The organism is Streptomyces sp. NPDC026522, assembly GCF_055567555.1.
Map to the genome: position 1 here is coordinate 194109 of NZ_JBVHQF010000006.1, position 22288 is coordinate 216396.

The window sequence follows — 22288 nt, forward strand, 5'->3', positions numbered from 1 at the left end:
CCGTGGATGCGGCCCGAGCCGCTCAGGCCTCCGTCGGGTCCCCGGGGATCAGGTGCACTTCGACCGGTTCGCTGCCGGGCTTCCCGCCCGGTCCGGGGCAGGCCGACGCCCGGGCGGCGATCTCCAGGGCCCGGTCCTCGCTCTTGACGTCGACGACCCAGTACCCGGCCAGGATGCGTCCCGCCTCGGCCGGCCCGGCGGTCACCTGCGGCCTCCCGTCGCTCCCGGCCCGCACGGTCTTGACGAGTGTGGGGCCGCCGAGTCCCCGCCCCTCCACCCACTCCCCCGCGGAAGTGAGCTCGCTGTTGAGGGCGTTCATGTGGGCGAACATGGCCTCCATGTCGTCCTTGGAGTAGGACGACATGACGGCGTCCCACTGGGCGGCGGGCACGTTCATCTGGATCATGTACTTCATGTTCCTCACCCTTCCGGGGTGGCTGCTTGGCTGCTCGGGCCGGTCAAGGGGTAGACCGCCGGCCGCCACGGAACTCATCGGCTCCCGGGCACCCGCTTCGACGCAGTCCCCTGAGGACCGGGTTCACCCGGTGTCGGCGCCGCTCCTCAGGAGGAGGCGCCGAGGGCCTCGTCCTGGTTCGCGAGGATCTGGTGCCAGGCCGCTTCGTGCCTGTCGCGGGCGGCTTCGTCGTAGAACCCGGCGTGGGTCAGCCGGACCCGGGTGCCGATCGGGTGGGGGCTGAGCTCGACGGTGACCACCGTCTCGGCCCCCGCCGTGCCGGCCCGGCCGGTCACCCAGGTCAGCTCCACCAGCCGGTCGGGCACCAGCCTCAGGAAGCGCCCGTAGTGCGGATACCGGGCCGCGGGAGCCCCCGGCTCCTTGGCGAACTCCGTTTCGAAGAAGAACGGCGCGTTCACCTCGGCCGTCATCACGACCGAGCCCGGCGCCGCGAACCAGCGGTCGAACCCCTCCGTCCACGCCGCGTACAGCGTGTGCTCGGCGGCGATCATCGCGCGCTCGACCATCAGCCGGTGGGGGCGCTCCGTCAGGTCGGGCAGCCGGATCGGATCACTGGTCATGGACCCTCACCCTAGTTCCGGACGGCGCGTGGCGCCGTGCCACGCCACGCCGTGCCCGCGGGTGGGTCAGCGGGCGCGGCGGATACGGATCGGGCCGCGGGCCTCGGTCGGCTCGACCGGACGGCCGCCCTGGGTGATCTCCACCTCTCCGGAGGCGACCAGCCGCCGGGCCGCCCGGCGGGCCGGTTCCATGAGCGCGCGCCAGCCGTCGTCGTCCCCTCCGTACACCGCCCGCGCCGCGTCGGAGGGGCAGATGGTCGCGGTCGGGCCACGCCGCTCCAGCAGTTCCAGGATGGCTCGCTCCAAGCGTCGGTCCGGCTGCCGCTCGATGCCCGTCACTCCGCCAGTGTCCCACCCGGTGATGGGCCTCGCGGCCCTCTCAGCCGGTGTGCAGGATCCGGAAGCGACCGGGTTCCGCCGGGTCCCGGTCAACGACCTGGACGGGCGGCCAGGCCCACTGCCACACGCTGATGCCCGGCGTGCGGGAGAACTGGATCTGTCCGCGGCTGCCCTCGACCGATACGCGCGGCCAGGATCCGGCGATGCGCACCCGGTCCGTGCCGTGGGAACGCAGCACCTCGGCGAGGACGGTGACCGTGTCGTAGCCCTCGAAGGCGACGAACGAGGGCGCTTCGGCCAGCCGGTCGCGAAGGGCCGCCTCGACCCGGGCGCCGAGTGGGCCAAGCCGCTCGGGCAGGTAGCGCAGGAACGGGATCGCGGCGCCCTCGTCGCCCAGCAGCGTCGCCCATTCGGCGAACTCCGGCTGTCCGGCCGGAGCGCCGATCATGATCTCGGCGAGACGCGGGTCGCGGCGGACGGACCTGACGATCGACGCAGCCGGCTCCGGGTGGCCGACCAGCAGGAGGAGGGCGGTCGCGCGATGGTGGACGAGTACGTCGCACACGCCCGCCGGCCCGAGCGCGCTCATGTCGAGTTCGATGACGGTGCCGCCGCGTGGAGCGAGGCAGTCGCGCAGGATGCGGACCCCTGACGCCCAGTAGGCACTCGGCTGAGCGGCCACGGCGATTCGGCTGTGGCCCGTGCCGAGGAGGAAATCCGCGTAGATCCGCCAGCTGTGGGACTGGGCCGGGGCGAGCCGCGCGACCCGTTCCGTCGGCTGTTCGGTGAGCGTGTCGAGAACCGCTGACGAGCAGAGGAACGGCAGGCCGAGGGCGTCGGCCCGGGCGGCAGCCGCGCGTGCGACGACGCTGTGGTACTCCCCCGCCAAGGCGGCCACGCCCAGGCCGGCCAATTCGTCCACGGCCGCCGCGGCCCTGCGTGGATCGGCGGCGGTGTCCCGGACCACGAGTTCGAGTGGTCTTCCGCCGATCCCGCCGGCGCCGTTGACCTCGTTGACCGCCAGCTCCAGTCCGGCGAGCACGTGCCGGCCCGCCTCGACCCAGCCGGGCCGGGTCAGCGGCACGAGAGCGCCGATCCGGACGGATGAACCGTCAGCCCGCTCCGGGCCGGGTGAGGTGGGTGGCGTGCTCATACGTCGACGTCTCCGGTATGGCGATTCGGTTGCCCCGGACCGCGGCGCGGCAAGGGCGGGCCGTACGCGGCCGGCCGGCCGCGCCGTGCCGGGCGCACCCGGCTGACCGTGCCGGACATTGCATCCACCCCGGCGCCCACGGGCAACCGATTATCAGCCCGCTGGGCCGATCCCGCCGCGGAGGCAGTGTTTCAGTGCAGGCAGAGGCAGAACGGATGGCCGGCCGGGTCCGCGTAGACCCGCCAGTTGGCCTCCGGGCGGAGCTGGTCCGTCCGCTCCAGCACCGTCGCGCCGAGGGCGAGCGCGCGCTTCTCCTCCGCGTCGAGGTCGTCCACGTCGAAGTCCAGGTGGAGCTGCTGCGGGTGCTGCTGGCCGGGCCACTCGGGCGGTCGGTAGCCGTCCACCCGCTGGCAGGCCAGCGGCGTCCCCTCGAACCCGTGCACCTCGAACCAGTCGGGATCCTCCGGGTCCGCCACCACCCGGCCGCCGAGCAGCTCCGCGTAGAACTCGGCGAGCCGGACCGGATCGGCGCAGTCCAGCGCGACGGCCTGCAACTTTCGGATCATTTCCGGTACCCCTCGTTCTCGCGCCTTGCCGTACGGGAGGAGTCGTACCCGGCGTCCCGGCGCACATGCACGGCGGGGCACGGGTCCGCCGCCGGGCCCGCCACGCCGGCAACGAGTCATCAGGCGCCGCGAGTGGCCGTCAGCGGTGGCCGAGCACGTTGACCACCCGTCCGCTGGGGTCGCGGACGAAGAACCGTCGCACCCCCCACTCCTCGTCCTGCAAGGGGTGGAGGATGTCCGCGCCGCTCGCCCTCATGACCGCGTAGGCCGCATCCACGTCATCCACCTCGATGCTCATGTCGGGAGCGACGGGCGCGGTCTTGTCACTGGTCATGACGCTGAGCTGCGCTGCCGGGCTGGCCGGGGAGGCGAGGGTCATGATCCAGCCGTGGTTCATGACCTCCTCGAAGCCCAACAGGCCGTAGAACTCCCGGCTCTCCTGCGTGGCCTCCGACTGGATGTTGGGCACGACACGGCGAACGGCCATTGACGACTCCAAGTCAGGATGAACGTGTTTCTGCATCTCCCCAGGAGTTCTACGGCACATCCGCCCCCACCGCATGCCTCCGGTTCACGGATAATCGACGATCGGACCGCGGCGGATCAGCCGAGCGGCTCGTGTCGACTGGGGGACGGACCATGCGCGTAGGGGTATATCTCGCACACCCGCGGCCGGGGAGTTTCAACCACACCGTGTTCGAAGCGGTCGTGGCGGAACTGCGCGGACGGGGATGCCAAGTGCTGGCGCACGACCTGTATGCAGAGGGATTCCCACCGCAGCTCTCCGCCGCGGAGACGGAGACGGTCCGGTCGGCGGCTCCCGCCCATGACGCGCACGTGGCCGTTCACCAGGAGGAAGCGGCCACTGTCGACGCCATGGTCTTCGTCCACCCGAACTGGTGGGGGATGCCGCCCGCCGTGCTGGTCGGCTGGGTGCAGCGGGTGCTCGCGCCCGGCGTCGCCTACAAACTGGGTACCGCCGAGGGCGAACCCGTGGGGCTGCTGAGGGCCGGCAGGGCCCTCGTCCTGAACACCTCCGACACTCCCGCGGACCGGGAGGAGAGCGAGTTCGGCGACCCGTTGCAGAGCATCTGGTCGGCCTGCGTCCTGCCGTACGTGGGAGTTGCCGACGTACGCCGGGTCGTCTTCCGTACGGTCGCCGACGCGGACGACGCGATGCGCGCGGTGTGGCTCGACGAGGCACGTCGGCACGCCGCCGCGCTGCTGGCCGGCTGACCGCCGACCGGCAGGGTGACGCGCCGCCGGTCCGGGTCGTCGGCCTCTGCTCCGGCCCGGAGCCGCCCTCACGACGGAATCGTCACCGCTCCGTACGAGAGCTGTAACGGCGCCCTGTGCCGAGGCGAATCCGCAGGTCAGAGTAGGCATCCTGGCCAGACCAATCGCAGCACGCCAGCAGCCACGGGGGTTCGTGATGCGCATTTCCCGCAAGACCACCCACCCCCGGAGACTCGGCACCCTCGGCCTCGCCGCCGCAGCGCTCCTCGCCGCCACGGCCTGCGAGCCGGGCGACGCCAAGCCATCCGCCGAGCCGTCCGCCGAGCCCTCCGGCTCCTCTTCCGCGCCGGGCCGTCCGGGCGAGGCCGAGGGCGACCCGAAGGGCATCGACGGCAACTGCCCCGACGACTACACCGAGGTCAAGGTGGAGTGGGCCGTGCCGCCCACGAAGGACGACTCGAAGCTCCTGCTGACCGTCACCAACACCGGCACCGAGCCGTGCAAGCTGCGAACCTGTCCGGTACTCCGGCTGGAGGACGGCCACGGCCGGCTCGTGGGGGTCTTCGAGAACTCCAAGCCGCGGACGGAGGTGACGCTCGCCCCCGGCAAGGAGGCCTACGCGGGGCTGCTCCTGCGCCAGAGCGGCAAGGACGTGAGCACCCTGGTGCGGAACATGGCGTTAGCGCCGCACGGCCAGAGCCCTGACCACGACACGGGCGAGGGTGTCCTCCTGGAGATGCCGAAGGGCGGCGTGTACGTGGACGACAAGGCCCGCCTGACGTACTGGAATGCAGCTCGGAAGCCGCCGTCACCCCGCTGTTCCCCCACTGACCGGGCCGCCTTCCGGCGGATGCGAAGAGGTCCCCCTCCGCCCCTGCGCGGAGGGACCCTCAGGCGCGGGGACCGGCAGCCTCCGGGTCCGCGGCGGCGGCGGCCAGCGCCCACAGCAGGACCGGGAACGCGGCGAGCCGTTCCATGCCGCCCATGCCGAGGCCGAGGTAGTGGCCGGACAGGAAGAGGCCGAACGCCACGACCGCGGTGGTCCCCAGGGCGAACGTCAGCCGGCGCGGCAGGCTGGCGTGCCGTGCGGCCAGTCCGCGTCCGGCCAACAGCAGTCCGATGTTCCCCGTACCCATGATCAGCAGCGCCCCCAAGGCGTGCTGGTTCTCATTCACGTCGGCCGGTGCCAGCCCCGCGAGCACGAACCCGGTCCCGGCGCCGCCCAGCAACAGCCGCGGCACGGCACCTGCCCATCCCCCGCGCCACAAACCGCCGCCGGTCAAGACCGCGCCGGCGACGAGCAGCGTCCCGAGGACCATGAACGAAATGTTCATCAACCCGTGTTCGGGCGAGCAGATGAAGCGCACCTCGGGGTCCGTCGCGAGCAGGCAGTGCGCATTGCCCAGGTCGCTGATGTTGTTCCGTGCCCAGCTGTACGGCGGATTCGCCCACGCGGATTCCACGATCCCGTGGACCACGAAGAACTGCACCACACCGACCGCCCATGCGGCACACCCGATTCGTTCCCTCAACCCGCCCACCCCTGGTGCTCGCTGCTCGACTGACAGCCCATCACGCGCAGGAGGCGCCGGGCACTGGGGCCAGCCCCCGGAGCACGGTGGGGCGGCCCCCCGGATCAACGGCCGGAAAGGGGTGCGACGTCGCGGCCCGTCCCCCCGGGCGGGCCGCGACGTCTGCTACAGGGCGGAGCGCTCCGGCGTTACGCCGCCGGGTACCAGACGGTCCCGTTGCCGCCGTGCTTGGCGAGGGTCGTCTCGATGATGCTGCCGGGCTGGAAGTAGCGCGGGTGCTGCTGCAGGAAGCCCGCGAAGGAGTCCAAGGACGTCGCGTCACAGACGCCGTCGGTCTGGATGCAGAAGCGCTGGACCGGGACGCCGGGGAACTCCTCCGGTCCAGTGCCGGGCGAATACGCCACGAACGGGATCAGGACCCCTTCGGGGACGAGGTGCCAGAAGCCGGTGCGGGGCTGCATCGGGTCGGAGTAGAGCATGCCGTCGACCTGTGAACGGGGTACTTCGGTGCCGTTTTTCGCGATCGTCTGGAGCAGCAGGTCGCCGACCCAGGCGCCCTGGGAGTAGCCCGCGATGGTGAAGCGGGCCGTGGGGTCGGCGCGGTAGGTGCTCTCCAGCGCGGCCAGGGCGTTCCAGTAGCCCTGGTTCACGCTGTCGCCGAAGCTCGGGGTGCCCCAGGGGGCCGGCTGTTCGTTGTGGCTCCCGACGAACGGGCCGCCACTGGCCACGTAGCAGACGGGAACCGCGATGCCGCCGTCCAGGTGCTCGTTCGCGGCCGTGAAGCTGCTGGTGCACTGGGGCGCGTCCGCGGCCGCGCCGGTGCCGCCGATCTCGATGTAGTAGTGGTGCGCCGGGGCGGCGTGTGCGGCGGGCGGCACGACGGCGGCTGCGGCCAACAGCAGTGCCGTCGACGCGATCACGGACTTGAGTCGGCGGGCGAGCCTGCTCGGCTTCGTGGTGGGCATCTGGCGGTCATCTCCTCGGTCGGGCTGGACTCCGCCGCACCGGATGCGGCGGCCGGTGCCCATCCTGGTGTTCGTGCTGGTCGGCGGACCATGTCAGCGACCGGCCATATGTGGCCGGTCACCGGCGTACGGTGTTCCGCCCGCCTTTTGACGGGGCATCCGTCATGGATGGCAGGACCATGGGCGGGCGAGAGGCAGGCAAGTGACCAACCGGTTCGGCGCGTTGCTCCGCGGGCTGCGGCTCGAGGCGGGGATGACCCAGGAGCAGTTGGCCGAGCGGTCCCGGCTGGGGGTGCGTACCATCCACCGGCTGGAGACCGGCAAACCCACCGATGCCCGGTTGGGAACGGTGAAACAGGTCGCGCACGCGCTGGCCGACGCGCTGCGGCGCGACCGCGACGGCGTCTGGACGGAGTTGCTGGCCGCTCACCGGGGCACCGGCACCACCGCCGAGGACACCCGCACGACGGCCGTTCCCGAACCCCGACCGGTGACCGGCCCCGAGGCCGGGGCCGACCCCGAGCCCGGCCCCGAGCCCGCGGCGGCCCGGCCGGCCCGGCCCAGCACACTGCCACCGTCGCGCGGGGCCCTGGCCGAGGCCGCCGATGCGCTGGCCCTCGACGTGTACAGCCGCTGCATCCGGGAGGAGGAGCAGCGCCGCATCCACGACCCGTTCCCGCTGCCCGTGCGCTGGCGCTCGGCGCCGCAGGAACTGCTGGACCACGGGGACAACATCCGCGGTACCCCCCTCGGGACCGGCTCCGGCCCGCTGTCGCTCGACGGTGGGCTGGCCGACATCGCCGAGGTCTTCCGGCGGGTGCGCTCGGGACGGCTGCTGGTGCTCGGCCGGGCCGGCTCCGGCAAGACCGTCCTCGTCCTGCGGTTCGTCCTCGACTATCTGGTCAAGCGCTCCGAAGACGAGCCCGTGCCGGTGGTCTTCAGCATCGGGTCGTGGGATCCGACCCGCACCACGCTGCGCGACTGGCTGATCTCCCGCCTGCTGCGCGATCACCCGAACCTCGACGCGCGCGCCCCCGGCGGCTCGCCCCTGGCCGCCGCCCTCGTGGACGCCGGGTGGATCCTGCCGGTGCTCGACGGGCTGGACGAGATCGCCACCGGCCTCCTCGGCACGGCCCTGCGGGAACTCAACACCAGCTCGCTGCCCCTCGTCCTGAGCAGCCGTACGCAGGAGTTCACCGAGGCCGTCGCGGTCGAGGTGCTCCGCAAGGCCGCCGGCATCGAACTCCTGGACCTGACCACTGACGACCTGGTGCACTACTTGCCCCGCACCGCCCGCCCGACCGCTCCGGCGGACCGGGACGGACGGGCCACCACCGTGTGGGATCCCGTACTGGAACGGCTGCGCACCGCCGCTGCCGAGGAGCCCGGCGCCGCCCACCTCGCCGAGGTGCTGAGCACTCCGCTGATGGTCCTGCTCGCCCGGACCGTCTACAGCGACGCCCCGGCCCGGGACCCGGCCGTGCTGCTGGACACCGGCCGCTTCCCGACCGCGGCGTCCATAGAGGACCATCTGCTGGCCGACTTCGTGCCGACCGTGTACCGCCGCCGCCCCGTCACCGCACCCGGTGCCCGCCGCCCGCAGCGGACCCGTGCCTGGGACCCGCAGCGCGCCCGGCACTACCTGGGCCACCTCGCCGGGCACCTGGACCGGCCCGGGCACCGCGAACGTCAGGACCTGGCGTGGTGGCAGCTGCGCGACTCCCTGCGGCTGTCCTCGCGGGTGCTGGCCGTGGTCCTCGCCTGCTCGCTGGTCACCGGTGCCGCCGACTGGCTGGTCTTCCCGGCCAAGAACCTGGCGGCCGGCCACAGTGCCGCGTTCGCGCTGGGCGCGGGCCTGCTGGACGCGCTGCTGTTCGGCCCTGCCGTCGGGCTCGCCTTCGGGCTGGTCTACGGACTCCTGTGCGCGTTCCGGATCAGGGTGTTCGAGCCGTCCCGGGTACGGATGCGCCTGCCCGGCCGCGGCCGCCGGGCCGGAGCCGCCGACGGCCCGGCCGCCCGCAGGTACGCCACCCTCTTCTCGGCCGGACTGCTGGGCGGCTTCGTCATGGGCGTCGGCTGCGGGCTCGGCTTCACCACCGGAGCACTCCTGACCAACGGCCGCGTGACGGTCAGCGCCGTGGTGATCGAGGCGACGCTCGTCAACTCGCTGGTGTACGGGCTCGTATTCGGGTTGGCGGGAGGCCTGGTGCTCGGGCTCGGCGCGGCTCTGGAGGACCCCCTCGACCTGGGCTCCGCCGCCACCCCGGTGGACCTGCTGGCCGTCAACCGCAGCATCGTGGTGCGCCAGACCCTGTTCCTGGCACCCATGCTCACCCTGGTGATCGCCTTCGGCGGCCGGCTGATCACCGAACTCCTCCGGGGAGTCGTCGGCCCCCTCACGTGGCCCATGGCCGACGGGCTCGCGCTCGGCGCCGTCGGTGGCCTGGCGGGCTCGCTCTCGTACGCCCTGGCGTTCACGGCCTGGGGGCAGTGGGTGCTCCTCACCCGCATCTGGCTGCCCCTCACCGGCCGACTGCCGTGGGCGGTCGTCGCCTTCCTCGACGATGCCTACCGTCGCGGCGTCCTGCGCCAGGTCGGCGCCGTCTACCAGTTCCGCCACGCCCGCCTCCAACACCACCTGGGCGCGGAGCCCGCCGGCTGAGGGCCTGCGGCTGCCCGGCCGCTACTTGGACTCGACCCGTCCGAGCGGGTCGGGGCCGGCCGCCAGCGCGTCCCGCGCCGCCTGCCAGGAGGAGTCCCCGGGGTAGAGCGCGGTGCGGAGGTAGGCCCCGGTGAGCCGTCCGACCGCGGCCACGCGCGCGGGATCCTCGTCCGTGGTCTCGGCGACGTCGTACCCGGAGATCCCGCCGAGGCCGTGCTCCGCGTCGAACAGGGTGAGCAGGGACTTGGGGGCCGGGGCGAGGGCGTACGGATCGGTGTGCCAGGCCGGGCCGCGAACCGTCAGGTGGGTGGAGGAGTCCTTGTCGCCGGCGACCACGAGCGTGGGTGTCGCCATCGTGGAGAAGTCCGTGGTCGAGAAGAACGGATAGTTCTCCGCCACGAATTCGGTGAGGGAGTCGCCCCCGCTGCCGGGCGCGGCAAGCAGCACGCCGGCCCGGATCCGGGGCTCGGTCAGGTTCACTTCCGTTCCGTCGTGCGGATCGGTGAGCCGGGCGCCCAGCAGCAGGCTCGCGGTGTGCCCGCCCATGGAGTGCCCGGCGACGGCGATCTTGTTGCGGTCCAGGCGGCCGAATAGCTGCGGCACGGCGGCTTCGATCAGGTCGAGCCGGTCGAGGACGAGCTTCATGTCCTCGGCTCGCGAGCGCCAGAACAGCGGCGCTCCGGGGGTGTCGGGGTCCAGGGTCAGGGTGGTCGAGCTGAGGTGGGTGGGCTGGATCACGGCGAAGCCCTGCGCCGCCCAGGAGTTGACGAGGGGGGCGTAACCGTTCAGGGAGGAGAGGTTGTTCGAGTAGCCCTGTCCGTGGGAAAGGAGGATGACCGGCAGGTCGCTCCCGGTGACGGGCAAGGAGATGCGCACCTGGAGGTCCACTGCCCGGCCGGAGACCGGCAGGGTGACCGGGCTGACCGAGAGGACGGGAGTGGGTGCGGTGACGGTGCCGGTTGCGTGGATCGAGTCACTCATGACGCGTATGTCCCTTCCATGGCCCCCGCTGCGGGTCCCGAGTTGCGGCCGGCGGCGGATGGGGCGTTGGGGGTGGCATGCTTCGGCTACACTCGAAGCGGAACGTTGTTCCGCTAAACATACGGAACACCGTTCCGCTTTGTCAACGACGATCGGAGGAGAGCGCGGTGTCCACAGCGAGCGAGTCAGGGGGGCCGTCGGCCCGGGGCAAGCGGGCCGACGCGCTGCGCAACCGGCAGACACTGCTCGATGCCGCCGCCGCGGTGTTCGTCAGCTCCGGGGTCGACGCGCCGATCCGCGAGATCGCGGCCCGGGCCGGCGTCGGACTGGGCACGATCTACCGGCACTTCCCGAACCGGGCGGACCTGGTCGTCGCCGTCTACCGCCACCAGGTCGACGCCTGCGCGGAGGCCGGACCGGCCCTACTGGGCAGCGCCGCCTCGCCACTGGAAGCACTCCGGCAATGGGTCGACCTCTTCGTCGACTTCCTGGTCACCAAGCACGGACTCGCCAACGCGATGCAGTCCGACAGCAGCGGATTCGACGCGCTGCACGCCTACTTCCTCGACCGCCTGGTGCCCGTCTGCGGCCAGTTGCTCGCTGCCGCGGTGGACGCGGGTGAGATCAGGGCCGGTACGCAGGCGTACGAGCTGATGCGCGGCATCGGCAACCTCTGCATCGGGCGGGACGGCGACCCCCGGTACGACCCGCGGCGACTGGTCGAACTGCTGCTCCGGGGCCTCGCGAGCGGGTAGGACCCGGGCTCGGCAACCGTTGCGCCACGGCGCCCGCGGAACCACCCCATCACTTCATGACGTAAACTATCCAGGTCATGAAGCATGTGCCCGCTCGGGCACTGGAGGAAGGGTCGGACATGAACCCCGCCCAGCACGGCGCGGCCGTCGCAGCCGAGACCGCCGAGTTCGTCGCCGTGGTCGCGGCGGCCGATCTCTCCACCCCGGTGCCGACCTGCCCCGGCTGGACCCTCGAAGACCTCACGCGGCACGTCGGCAGCGTGCACCGCTGGTTCACCGAGCTGCTCCGCCGCCGGATCCAGCAGCCGCCGGCCCGCCGTGAGGTGGACCTCCGCCTGCCGGAGCGGCCGGACGGCCTCCCCGGCTGGCTGGCCGAGAGCGCCAGCGAGGCCGCCGAGGTGTTCGCCGCCACCGACCTGAACGCGCCGATGTGGGCCTGGGGCGTCGACCAGCACGCCCGGTTCTGGGTCCGGCGCATGCTGTTCGAGACCCTGGTCCACCGAGTCGATGCCCAGCTCGCGCTCGGGCTCTCGCCGCACGTCGACCGCGTACTGGCGGCCGACGGCATCGACGAGTTCCTCACCAACCTGCCGTTCGCATCCCCCTTCGCACCGCTGACCGCCCAGCTGCGGGCCCCGGACCGGGCCATCCGCTTCGCCTGCACGGACGGCGACGGTGACTGGGTGGTCGGCCTGCGCCCCGACGGCTTCGCCCTGCTGGCCGAGCCCGGCGCGGCCGATGCCACGGTCCGCGGAACGGCCGCCGACCTGCTGCTGCTCCTCTACGGCCGCCTGGATCACCGGAGCGATGCCTTCCAGCTGCTCGGCGACCCGGACCTGCTCACCAACTGGTTCACCCACTCGGCCTTCTAGCTCCGTGGGGTGTGGCCTACGCGCGCGCCCGGCCGGCGGGCCGGGCGGGTGCGCGCGTCCTACTGGTCCGCCGCAGCGACGCGGCGCCGGACCTGGTCCTCCTGGGCGAGCCGGCGCAGGAGCTCGAACACCGGAGCGCAGATCGCGAAGACGATGACCGCCCGCTCGGCCAGCTCCACCGGATCGTCGAGGCCGGCCGCGCGCTCCAGGTCCAGCCGGGCCACCGACTCGGCGAGCCGCGCGTAGGCGGCCAGTTCACCGGGGCCGTACTGCGCGTCCAGCCGCCGCAGTTCCTTCAGCGCCGCCGTCAGTCCCTGTACGTGCGGTGACGTGCCGGGCGCCTGCCAGTCCAGGGCCGTGAGCAACTCCGCCACCTCGGCCCCGGCGGCCGCTTCGGCCACCGCCTCCTCCTCCTGGCCCGTGGCCCGCTGGGCGGCCACCGGCACCGGGAGGGCGTAGCTGACCGCTCCGAGGGCGCCCTCGGAGCTGTCGGCCCGGTCCACCGCCCCGAGCACTTCGCGGGTGGCGGCGATGGACAGGCCGCCGAGCGTGGTCAGCGCCTTGATCAGCCGCAGCCGCTGCACGTGCTCCTCCCCGTACTCGGCCAGGGTCGCGGCGGTCGCCCGCCCGGCGGGCAGCAGGCCCTGCCGCAGGAAGTACTTGATGCTGGCGACGGGCACACCGGTCCGGCGGCTGAGCTCCGAGATCTTCATACGGCTTCCCTGCTGGTCACGCGGTCCGTTTCGGCGTCGGGCCCGCGATTGGACACCACAACAAGATACTGCCACTATCCAGGAGCTGGATACCTTAAGTATCCAGCTCAGGAACGCAGCCGCACCGGAGAATCGATGCCTCATCCCACTCCCCCCTCCGTGCTCCGCCGACCCCAGTTGTGGATCGGAACGGGACTCATCGCCGCAGTGGTCTCGATGTTGTTCGCCCTGCTCTACGTGGGCGGCAACGTCAACCCCAAGGGCAACCTGCGCGACCTGCCCGTGGCCCTGGTCAACACCGACGGCGGCGCCGACGCGGGCGGCCGCCGCATCAACCTGGGCGAGCAGGTCGTCGCAGGGATCCAGCAGGCCGCCAAGGGCGAGAAGAGCATCGACTGGCAGGTCGTCAGCCGCGCGGAGGCCGACGAGCGGCTGGGCCGGGGCAAGGTCTTCGGCGCCCTCGTCATCCCGAAGGACTTCTCCGCCACGGTGACCGCGCTCACCGCCGCGCAGCCCGCACCCCAGGGCCGGCCGGCCCCGCCGACCCTGACCGTACTGACCAACCAGTCGGCCGGCAGCATCGGTTCCTCCATGTCCTCCCAGGCCGCCCAGAAGGCCGCCCACGCCGCCTCGGCCCAGATCGGCCAGGAACTGCTCAAGCAGGCCGCGGCCCAGAAGACGCCGCTCCCGACGGCCGCCCAGCTCAAACTGGCCGACCCGGTGACCGTGAACGTCGCCGACGGCCACCCGCTCGGCTCCCGCAGCGCCATGGGCCTGAGCGCCTTCTACTACGCGCTGGTCCTGGTCGTCTGCGGCATGCTCGGCGCCAACGTCGTCAACTCCCAGGTAGACACCGCCCTCGGCTACCTGCACACCGATTTCGGCCCCTTCCGCAAGCGGGAACCCGTCCAGCACACCAGTCGTGTCCGCACGCTGGTCATCGGCATGGCGCTCATGCTCGGCCTGTCCCTGGTCATGGGCACCCTGGTAGAGGTCGCCACCGTCGGCATCCTCGACATGGACGCCTCCCACCTCGGCCTGCTGTGGCTCTACTCGGTCGCCACCATCGGGGTCGTCGGCATCGGCAGCCTGACCCTGTTCGCCGCCTTCGGTACCCCCGGCATGCTGCTGGCCACCATCGTCTTCGTCGCGATGGCGGTCCCCTCCTCCGGCGCCACCGTGCCCGTCCAGGCGCTGCCCGGGTTCTTCCGCGCGCTTTCCGAGTTCGAGCCGCTGCGCCAGATCACCGAGGGGCTGCGCTCGCTGCTCTATTACGGAGCCCAGGCCGACGCCGGCCTGAGCCGGGCGTGGGCCGCGATGGGCGTCGCCTTGGTGGCCGCGCTGGTCTTCGGCTTCGCCGTCACCCGCCTCTACGACCGCAGGGGGCTGCACCGCGTCCCCCTGCCGGGCACCGGGACCCCTGAACCCACCGAACCGGCGGAGGCCGCGGCGCCCGCTACGGCCTGATCCGACCGGGCCGCCACGGGATGCCGTGGCGGCCCTTCGGCGGCCGGCTCCGAGATGTGCGCGACGCGGTGCGGGGCCATCATGGCGGAAGGCCGGTGTGCCCGTGCCCGCGGTCCGGCCACCCCACATCCGCGCCGGAGGCGAGGCATGCACTTGGACGAGTCGCAGAGAGCCTGGGCCGCGATCGTCGGCGTCGTCGCCCTCATCCTCGCCGATCTGGTGGCGATCATCCTGATGAACACCCTCGGACGGTGACCGGTCCGACTGCGCCGGAGTCGAGCGCGCCGGGCGCGGCTCAGCGAGGGGGCCGGCCGCCCGGTCTTCTGGGGATACGGCCCAGCCGCCGCGTCGAGCGCTCCGGCCGGTCCGCGAGCTCGGCTTCGGCTTCGGCTTCGGCGTCGATCGCGCGGGCGGGGCCGCCGCCGAGCTGGCGCCAGTGCGTGCGGTACAGCACGAAGTAGATCGCCACGGCCAGGGCGCACACCTGCATGCAGACGCCCAGCGTCAAGAAGGACCGCTCGCTCGTCAGGCCGTTGGTCAGGTACGTGAAGTTCATGCCGAAGAACCCGGTGATGAACGACAGCGGCAGGAAGATCACCGAGGCGATGGCGAGCTTGTTGATCACGAGGTTCTGCTCGTCGGCGACGAGCGAGGCGTAGGTGTCCGCGGCCCGCCGGGTTTCGTCCCGCAGGGACTCGATCTCCATCATCACCAACTGCACGGTGCGCTCGTGCTTGAGGTTGAGCGCTCGCCACTCCTCGGAGATCTCGCGGTTCGCCATCCTGCGGTGCGTCAGGAACTCCTCGGCGACCGCGGCGTAGGGCAGGAACGCCCGGTGCAGCTGTGCCGCGCTCCGTCGCAGCCGGGCCAGGCGGTGCACGTGCTGCGGCTGCCGCCCCTCGAACATCTCCTCCTCGAGATCCTCCACCTCCAGCAGCGTGCGGGCGGCGGTGCGGCGGAACCCCTCCATGACACCGTGCATGAACAGGAACGCCATGAGCGCCCCGTCGGTGGGCCGGTCCTGGGGCAGGCGCTCGGAGAAGGACTCGATCAGTCCCACGGGCCCCTGGTGGACGGTGATGAGGTGCCGGTCGCTGGCGAGGACGTGGATGTGGGTGATGCCGGTGCCCTCGACCACCGGCACGACGCACCCCACGGCGCCCTCGTGGTATTCGGCCCGTACGGGCTCGTGCCGTCTGCCGAACCACTCCCAGCCCTGCCCGGTCAGCCCGAGCAAGCGGGACAGCGGCTGCTCGGGCTCATCGGGCGGGGGGTTCTCGCCCTGGTCGATGTCCACCATCACGAGATCGGGGCTCGCCAGCCGCTCCCGGGCCTCGGACAGCTGCGTGCGAGTGACGACGCCTTCCGGCACCGACACCACCGATACGATCATCGCGCCTCACCCAGGATGCGTGCAGGAACGTGTCGATGTGGTTGAGCACCTACACGGCAGCTCCTCATGGTAAAGCCGCTCACCGGCCCCCGCAGGAGAGGCCTGCCCGACGGGCTCGCGGGGAATTCGGCGCCTAAGCTGACTGGGTGGCGTCCGAAAGGGTCCTCCCATGGCTGACTATCCGCTGATCGAAGACCATGGCCTGATCGGTGATCTGCAGACCGCGGCCCTGGTGACGACGGACGGAACGATCGACTGGTTCTGCTGTCCGCGGTTCGATTCCCCCAGCGTTTTCGGGGCCCTTCTCGACTGGGACAGGGGCGGCCACTTCTCGGTCAGACCCGCGGAAGACTCGTACACCACCAAGCAGTTGTACTTGCCTGACACCGCGATTCTCGTGACGCGCTTCATGACCGAGGCCGGTGCGGGCGAAGTCGTCGACTTCATGCCGGTGACCGGTGAAACGGCCACCGACCGCCATCGCCTGGTCCGCATGCTCCGATGCGTACGCGGCAGCATGACGTTCCAGGTCGAGATCGCCCCCCGGTTCGACTACGGCCGTAAGACCCACTCCCTGCGGATCACCGACAACGGGGCCGTATTCGCCTCGGACGGCCTGGAGCTCACCCTCAGCGTGGTGCGGGAACCGCAGGACGAACGACGGGTGCACGGTCTCACCGGAGATCACGACCTGCGGGTCGAGCTCGCACTCGAAGCCGGCCAGCAGCGGGGCCTGGTCATGGAGTCGGCCGCCGCGGGGCCGCCGCGCGAGATCCGCGTCGCCGAGTTCCAGGAGCTCTTCACCGAGACCAGGCACTACTGGCGGACGTGGCTGCGCCAGTCCCGGTACACGGGCCGATGGCGCGAGACGGTGGAGCGCTCCGCCGTGACGCTGAAGCTGATGACGTACGCACCCACCGGCGCCCTGGTGGCGGCCCCCACGGCGGGCCTGCCGGAGCAGCTGGGCGGTGAGCGCAACTGGGACTACCGGTTCACCTGGATCCGGGACGCGTCCTTCTCGGTGTACGCCCTGCTGGGGCTGGGGTTCACGGAGGAGGCGAGGGCGTTCATCGGCTGGCTGAGCGACCGCGTGAAGGAGAAGGCCGGCCGCGACACCGACACGGGCCCGCTGAACATCATGTACCGGGTGGACGGTTCCTCCGACCTCTACGAAGAGACCCTGGAGCACTGGGAGGGGTACCAGGGATCCTCGCCGGTGCGCATCGGCAACGGCGCGGCGACCCAGTTGCAGCTGGACATCTACGGCGAGGCACTGGACAGCATGTCCTTCGCCCACCAGCACGGCATCCACCTCGACATCCAGGGCTGGGCGTCGCTTCGCGTCCTGCTCGAATGGCTCGTGGACCACTGGGACCAGGCGGGCGAAGGGCTGTGGGAGACCCGCGGCGGACGCCAGCACTTCACCTACGGCCGGGTGATGTCCTGGGTCGCCTTCGACCGCGCGCTGCGGCTCTCGGTCGCCCACGGCCGGCCGGCGGAGAGCGGCCGCTGGGCCGCCGAGCGCGACAGCATCTACGAGCAGATCCTGGCCAAGGGCTGGGACCCGGCGCGCAAGGCGTTCGTCCAGCACTACGGGAGCGATGTGCTCGACTCCTCGCTGCTGCGCATGCCGACGGTGGGTTTCATCACCCCCGACGACCCGATGTGGACCTCCACCTTGGACGCCATGGACCGGGAGCTGGTCACCGACAGCCTGGTCTACCGGTACAACCCCGAAGCGTCGCCGGACGGTCTGCGCGGCTCCGAAGGCACCTTCTCGCTGTGCACCTTCATGTACGTCGACGCCCTCGCCCGGGCCGGCCGGACCGATCAGGCCAGGCTCGTACTGGAGAAGATGATGACGTACGCCAACCACCTCGGCCTGTACTCCGAGGAGATCGCGCTGACGGGACGGCAACTCGGCAACTTCCCGCAGGCGTTCACCCACCTGGCGCTCATCGACGCGGCCATCACGCTGGACGACACCTTGAACCGTATGCGACAGGACTGACGCCGGAGCCGAGCCGTTGACCTGTTTGTTCCGCGACCGACGCCGGCCTGCACGCCTTCCGGGGCTGGCTGGACGGAGCCTGACCACACGGTTCGCGATCAACCGTGCCGAGGCGGGCCTCACGTGGATCGGCGAGGCCCGCGCGACGCCGGCCGGGCCGACCTGCACCAGGGCCTAAACCGGCTGTCCCGCAGCGGGTGCCTGCGCTCCGGGCGGTAAGGGGCCCAGCAGCACGATCTGGTCGCCCGGTCCCACGGCCCGCGTCTCGTCGAACGGCTCCAGCCGGCCCTCGTCCCGGACCACGAACAGCGGTTCGTGGTCCGGGGGGAGCGGACGGGAGGCGGGCTGTACGAGGAACCGGGCGCCCTGTTCGTACCGCGCCGCCAGAACGTGCCGGACGAGCGAACCGCCGAACAGGACGCCGCCGCCCGTGTACGGCGCGACCACGCCGTGGCTCTCGTGCGCCGGCCCCACCCGGTAGACGGGTCCCTCGACGTTGTCCTCGACCAGCACCGAGGCCAGCGCGTTGAAGTCGTCGTCATCGGTGAGCAGGAACACCGCGTCGACCCCCTCCAGCCGCGCCCTGGGGTTGGTGGCCGTCGCCAGCAGGTCTCCCGGGGCCAGTTGGATTCCGGCGTCCTTGATCCGTGCGCGCTCCTCGTCCAGCCCGGCCCACATCTGCACGTCGAGTCCCGTCGAGCGCAGGGCGCTCGCCAGCGCGATCGCCCACGGGGCGCCGCCCACCAGCAGGGGGGTGGTGCGGTTCGGCCTGGCGACACCGAGGCGCCGGGCCACGGGGGCGGCGGTCAGGGCGTACAGCACGACCGTCGAGACGATCACCAGGAAGGTGACGGGCAGGACCTTGGAGGCACCGCGCAGCCCCAGTTGGACGAGGGACGCCGCGAAGGCGGCCGCGGTCGAGGCGGCGACGATGCCGCGCGGGGCCATCCATCCCGTGAACGCCCGTTCCCCGCGGGTCAGGTCCGTGCCCCAGGTGGCGGCGAGGGCCACCAGCGGCCGCACCACGAGGACGAGGAGCGCGACGAGGACGAGCGTGGGAAGGAGCACGGGCTTGAGGGAGGCCGGCGTGACGCTCGCGGAGATCGAGATGAACAGCAGCCCGATGATCAGCTGGACGAGGGTCTCGAAGAAGGGCCGGCGGGCCGGCATGTCGAAACCCCGCATGTTGGCCGCGGCCATACCGGTGACGATCGCGGCGATGAGCCCGGTGTCGTCGCGGACGATGTCGCACCCCGCCGATACGGCGATCACCGTGGCCAGCTGCGCCAGCGTGCCGAGCTCCTCGCCGAGCCGGAGCACCCGCAGGGTCAGCCACAGCAGCGCGAACCCCACGGCTCCGCCGACGAGTCCGACGGCCATGCTGATGAGGAACTGGCCGATCTGGTACCCGCGCCCGAGGTGGACGCGGCTGGTGGTGGCGACGGCGTGGAAGACGACGGCGCCGAGGATGGCGCCGATCGGGTCGGTCAGCGTCCCTTCCCAGATCAGCAGGCGCCGTACCTTGTCCGTCGGCCGCACGTAGTGGAGCAGCGGCCCCACCACCGTGGGCCCCGACACGACGAGGATCATGCCCACCATCGCGGCCACCCTGAGCGACATGCCGAACAGGGCCGGCCCGACGGCGCACACGGCGAAGAAGGTGAAGCCGACGCCGAAGAGCAACAGCCTGCCCACGGTCGCTCGGGTCCGGCCGGTGAGGCTGCGCAGGTCGAGGCCGAGACCGGCGTCGTAGAGGATCACCGCCACGGACAGGGACACCAGGGCCGAGAAGTCCGGCCCGACCAGCTGGTCCGGGTGGATGACGTCGGTGAGGGCGCCCGCGGCGAAGCCGACCGGCAGCAGCAGGATCAGGGCCGGGACCCGCAGTTTGCCGGCGAGGATCTGGCAGGCGGTGGCCAGGGCCACGACCAGGGCGATGCCGAGGAGGATGTCGTCCTCGCTCACAGCGGGTTCCTTCCTCGCCCCACGGGCGCGACGGGGACTCGACGGGGTGGCGGAGGCCGCCGGGCGACCCCGCCGGCGGAACCGCCCGGGTGGCCACCGGGGGGGCGCCGTGCGGTCAGTCGTCGTCGGCGGCCCCACCCCGCGTCGGGCCGGTCCGCCGCAGGTCGGATTCGGTCAGGGGCTCCAGTTCGCCGTGGGTGTCCATCCAGTAGAGGAAGAAGACGGCCGGGGCGACGAGCGCCAGCGCGACGAGGCTGACCACCAGGAGCCAGGCCAGGGTCTGCGGATCGCCCGCGGCGTCCGCCACGGACAGGGACGTGGGGATGAGGTAGGGGCGCTGGGCCAGCCCCCAGGCGAAGACGGCCGCGCCGACGATGCCGACGCAGCTGAACCGGGCCCAGTGGACCCTGCCCCGCTGTACGAGCAGCCCGGTGGCGGCGAAGAAGGCCGCGGACACGATCACGAGGGCGAGGCCTGCCCCGTGGGTGAGTCCGTGCCAGACGTGGGGGGCTTCCGTACGGGTGACGAGGAGGACCCCCACGGCGGTCAGGGCGACCGCGCCGAGAGCGAGGAGGGCGCGCAGCCGGAAGTAGCCGACGAGGTCGGGTGTGTCGAAGCGGGTGGCGTCGGCGCTGAGGAACACGGCGCCGAGCAGTGCGGTCGTGGCGATGGTGAGGAGCCCGAACAAGAGGGGCGCGGGGCCCGCCCAGGCGTCCGCCGAGGCCTCGGTACCCGGCGCGATCCGGCCGGAGGCGATGGCGCCCACGGCCGCCCCGAGGAAGAACGGGGTGAGCAGGGAGGCGACGGCGAAGACGGCGCCGTACAGGCGCCGCCGGGCCAGTCGGCGGGCGGGCTTGCGCAGGGCGAATCCGGCGCCGCGCAGGACCATGCCCAGGGCGGCCAGGGCGAGCGGCAGCCACAACGCGGTGAACACGGTCTGGAACAGCACGGGGAACCCGGTCCACATGATGATCAGCACGAAGACCAGCCAGACGTTGTTGACCTCCCACACGGGGGCCATGGCGTGGTCGATCAGCCATCTTGCGCGTTTGCCGCGCTCGGCCCCGCCGGCCGTCAGGTCCCAGAACCCGGCCCCGTAGTCGGTTCCGCCCGCGCAGGCGTACGCGACCACGGCGAGCAGCAGCACGAAGGCGACGAGGTCCGCCATCACCGTTCACCGCTCCCCGGTGTCCCGGAGCCCGCGTCGCCCGCCGGGGCCGCAGGGCGCGGACCGTAGGGGGTGACGGACTCCGGCGCATCCAGCGGCCGCTGGTCGGCCGTCTCGTCCGCCGGGCGCCAGCGGTCGCGCATCTTCAGCAGGACGACGAGGAACGCCGCGAAGACGCCCAGGTACACCACGATCACCAGGCCGAACATGGTCCAGAGGGTGGTGGAGCGGGTCGAGGTCACGGCCTCGGCGACGCGCATGTTCTGGTAGACGATCCACGGCTGGCGGCCCACCTCGGCGGTGATCCAGCCGGCTTCGACGGCGACGAGGGAGGCCGCGCCGGCGCAGGCGGCGCCGGCGTAGAACCATTTCGAGCGGGGCAGCCTGCGGTGGCGGAGCCAGACCAGCCCGTACAGCAGGGCGAGCAGCAGGAGCAGGCTGCCGATCCCGACCATGAGGTCGAAGGCCCAGTGGGCGATGGTGGCCTGGGTGGCGTTCGGCCGGTCGCCCGCCGGTACTGAGGTCAGCCCGGTCACCTCGGTGTCCGGGCGGAACCCGGCCAGGATGGAGTCCAACTGCGGGATCTTGATGCCGCCGGAGATGGTGCCGTCCGGATGGAGCCGGCCGAACAGGTACTCCGGGACGTGGGTGCCGGTGTTCCAGACGATCTCCGTCGCCGCGAACTTCACGGGCTGCTTGTGGAAGACCTGCCGGGCGATCGAGTCGCCCAGGAAGAACTGCACCGGAGTGGCCACCGCGGCGATGGTGAAGGGGACCGCGAAGCCGAGCCGGTGGTAGCGGTCCCGGCGGCCGCGCAGCCATCCGACCGCGTACACGCCTGCCACCACGTAGCCGGCCGTCACCAGCATCGCGACCACGAAGTGCCAGTACTGGGGGCCGAACATCGGGGTGAAGACGGCCTTCCACACGTCCACGTCCACCGGGTCGCCCTGGGCGTCGAGCGTGAACCCCTGCGGGGTGTTCATCCACGAGTTGGCGGCCAGGATGCCGAAGGCCCCGAGCAGCGCGGTGGCCGGCAGCGGCAGCGCGAGCAGGAAGTGGGTGCGCGGGTTCAGCCTGCGCCAGCCGTAGAGGTAGATGGCGATGAGCACCGCTTCGAGGAAGAACGCCCAGGCCTCGACGCCGAACCCGATGCCGAAGACGTCGCCCCACCGGCCCATCAGTCCCGGCCAGAGCAGGCCGAACTCGAACGACAGCACGGTGCCGGTGACGACGCCGATCGCGAACTGCACGGCCATCACCGCCGACCAGCGCCGGGCCAGCAGCAGGGCGGTGGCGTCGCCCCGGCGCAGGCCGCGGTAGTGCATGACGAGGGTGATGAGCGGCAGCGCCACTCCCATCGGCACCAGGAGGATGTGGGAGGCGAGGGTGAAGGCCATGAGCTCCCTGGCCGGGAGCAGTTGGGCGGGGCCGTCCGCCAGCAGATGCACCGTGGTGTGCATACGTTCCTTTGC

The 22288-nt window shown here is 71.9% G+C and carries 20 protein-coding genes and 1 pseudogene; 7 read left to right on the forward strand and 14 right to left on the reverse strand.

The features are described from left to right. Window positions 1-22 precede the first annotated feature (22 nt). The 6 genes from ACZ4M3_RS17395 to ACZ4M3_RS17420 all read right to left on the reverse strand — a co-directional run bounded on the left by ACZ4M3_RS17395 (window position 23) and on the right by ACZ4M3_RS17420 (window position 3580). Window positions 23-415, reverse strand: a complete 393-nt coding sequence (locus tag ACZ4M3_RS17395) for a YciI family protein (protein WP_467733435.1) — start codon at window positions 413-415, stop codon at window positions 23-25. A gap of 146 nt (window positions 416-561) precedes the next feature. Continuing rightward, window positions 562-1035, reverse strand: a complete 474-nt coding sequence (locus tag ACZ4M3_RS17400; protein ID WP_467733437.1) for an SRPBCC family protein — start codon at window positions 1033-1035, stop codon at window positions 562-564. Between the two features lie 66 nt (window positions 1036-1101). Next, window positions 1102-1374: a DUF3253 domain-containing protein gene (locus tag ACZ4M3_RS17405; protein WP_467733439.1), complete on the reverse strand. Its 273-nt coding sequence runs from the start codon at window positions 1372-1374 to the stop codon at window positions 1102-1104. Window positions 1375-1414: 40 nt separating this feature from the next. Beyond that, complete coding sequence (locus ACZ4M3_RS17410) at window positions 1415-2527, reverse strand: ABC transporter substrate-binding protein (protein WP_467733441.1); 1113 nt, start codon at window positions 2525-2527, stop codon at window positions 1415-1417. Between the two features lie 191 nt (window positions 2528-2718). Next, entirely contained in the window at window positions 2719-3093 is a 375-nt protein-coding gene (locus ACZ4M3_RS17415; RefSeq protein WP_467733443.1) for a VOC family protein, read from the reverse strand. 139 nt (window positions 3094-3232) lie between these two features. Beyond that, window positions 3233-3580 (reverse strand): VOC family protein, encoded by a 348-nt coding sequence (locus ACZ4M3_RS17420; protein ID WP_467733444.1) that lies wholly within the window; start codon window positions 3578-3580, stop codon window positions 3233-3235. Between the two features lie 152 nt (window positions 3581-3732). On the opposite strand from ACZ4M3_RS17420, the gene ACZ4M3_RS17425 reads away from it, so the two are divergent. Next, complete coding sequence (locus ACZ4M3_RS17425) at window positions 3733-4329, forward strand: NAD(P)H-dependent oxidoreductase (RefSeq protein ID WP_467733446.1); 597 nt, start codon at window positions 3733-3735, stop codon at window positions 4327-4329. A 196-nt stretch (window positions 4330-4525) separates the two neighbouring features. Next, window positions 4526-5104, forward strand: a pseudogene (locus ACZ4M3_RS17430) (DUF4232 domain-containing protein); the annotation flags it as partial. A gap of 115 nt (window positions 5105-5219) precedes the next feature. On the opposite strand, the gene ACZ4M3_RS17435 reads toward ACZ4M3_RS17430, so the two are convergent. Beyond that, a complete protein-coding gene (locus ACZ4M3_RS17435) occupies window positions 5220-5861 on the reverse strand; it encodes a DUF998 domain-containing protein (RefSeq protein WP_467733448.1) in 642 nt (213 codons plus the stop codon). Window positions 5862-6049: 188 nt separating this feature from the next. Next, window positions 6050-6826, reverse strand: a complete 777-nt coding sequence (locus tag ACZ4M3_RS17440; RefSeq protein ID WP_467733450.1) for a PE-PPE domain-containing protein — start codon at window positions 6824-6826, stop codon at window positions 6050-6052. Between the two features lie 202 nt (window positions 6827-7028). Between ACZ4M3_RS17440 and ACZ4M3_RS17445 the strand changes: the two genes are divergently transcribed. Then, complete coding sequence (locus tag ACZ4M3_RS17445; protein WP_467733452.1) at window positions 7029-9488, forward strand: helix-turn-helix transcriptional regulator; 2460 nt, start codon at window positions 7029-7031, stop codon at window positions 9486-9488. A gap of 21 nt (window positions 9489-9509) precedes the next feature. Here ACZ4M3_RS17445 and ACZ4M3_RS17450 read toward each other — a convergent pair whose 3' ends face one another. Then, complete coding sequence (locus ACZ4M3_RS17450; protein WP_467733454.1) at window positions 9510-10469, reverse strand: alpha/beta hydrolase family protein; 960 nt, start codon at window positions 10467-10469, stop codon at window positions 9510-9512. A 167-nt stretch (window positions 10470-10636) separates the two neighbouring features. Here ACZ4M3_RS17450 and ACZ4M3_RS17455 point away from each other — a divergent pair, with 167 nt between their 5' ends. Next, complete coding sequence (locus tag ACZ4M3_RS17455) at window positions 10637-11224, forward strand: TetR/AcrR family transcriptional regulator (protein WP_467733456.1); 588 nt, start codon at window positions 10637-10639, stop codon at window positions 11222-11224. 119 nt (window positions 11225-11343) lie between these two features. Continuing rightward, window positions 11344-12096 (forward strand): maleylpyruvate isomerase family mycothiol-dependent enzyme, encoded by a 753-nt coding sequence (locus tag ACZ4M3_RS17460; protein ID WP_467733458.1) that lies wholly within the window; start codon window positions 11344-11346, stop codon window positions 12094-12096. Between the two features lie 59 nt (window positions 12097-12155). Here ACZ4M3_RS17460 and ACZ4M3_RS17465 read toward each other — a convergent pair whose 3' ends face one another. Continuing rightward, complete coding sequence (locus ACZ4M3_RS17465; protein ID WP_467733460.1) at window positions 12156-12809, reverse strand: MerR family transcriptional regulator; 654 nt, start codon at window positions 12807-12809, stop codon at window positions 12156-12158. A gap of 135 nt (window positions 12810-12944) precedes the next feature. On the opposite strand from ACZ4M3_RS17465, the gene ACZ4M3_RS17470 reads away from it, so the two are divergent. After that, window positions 12945-14276 carry a YhgE/Pip family protein gene (locus ACZ4M3_RS17470; protein ID WP_467733462.1) on the forward strand — a complete coding sequence of 444 codons (1332 nt, stop codon included), beginning with the start codon at window positions 12945-12947 and terminating at the stop codon, window positions 14274-14276. Between the two features lie 295 nt (window positions 14277-14571). Here the strand turns inward: ACZ4M3_RS17470 and ACZ4M3_RS17475 are convergent, their stop codons facing one another. Further along, complete coding sequence (locus ACZ4M3_RS17475) at window positions 14572-15669, reverse strand: magnesium transporter CorA family protein (RefSeq protein ID WP_467733464.1); 1098 nt, start codon at window positions 15667-15669, stop codon at window positions 14572-14574. Window positions 15670-15838: 169 nt separating this feature from the next. Here ACZ4M3_RS17475 and ACZ4M3_RS17480 point away from each other — a divergent pair, with 169 nt between their 5' ends. Next, window positions 15839-17680: a glycoside hydrolase family 15 protein gene (locus tag ACZ4M3_RS17480; RefSeq protein WP_467733465.1), complete on the forward strand. Its 1842-nt coding sequence runs from the start codon at window positions 15839-15841 to the stop codon at window positions 17678-17680. Between the two features lie 174 nt (window positions 17681-17854). Here ACZ4M3_RS17480 and ACZ4M3_RS17485 read toward each other — a convergent pair whose 3' ends face one another. The 3 genes from ACZ4M3_RS17485 to ACZ4M3_RS17495 form a co-directional block, all read right to left on the reverse strand. Next, window positions 17855-19645 (reverse strand): cation:proton antiporter, encoded by a 1791-nt coding sequence (locus ACZ4M3_RS17485; protein ID WP_467733467.1) that lies wholly within the window; start codon window positions 19643-19645, stop codon window positions 17855-17857. 115 nt (window positions 19646-19760) lie between these two features. Further along, window positions 19761-20813 (reverse strand): cytochrome d ubiquinol oxidase subunit II, encoded by a 1053-nt coding sequence (locus tag ACZ4M3_RS17490; RefSeq protein WP_467733469.1) that lies wholly within the window; start codon window positions 20811-20813, stop codon window positions 19761-19763. Further along, on the reverse strand, window positions 20813-22276 hold the full coding sequence (locus ACZ4M3_RS17495; RefSeq protein ID WP_467733471.1) for a cytochrome ubiquinol oxidase subunit I: 1464 nt from the start codon (window positions 22274-22276) through the stop codon (window positions 20813-20815). The genes ACZ4M3_RS17490 and ACZ4M3_RS17495 overlap by 1 nt, the downstream gene beginning before the upstream one ends. Window positions 22277-22288 lie beyond the last annotated feature (12 nt).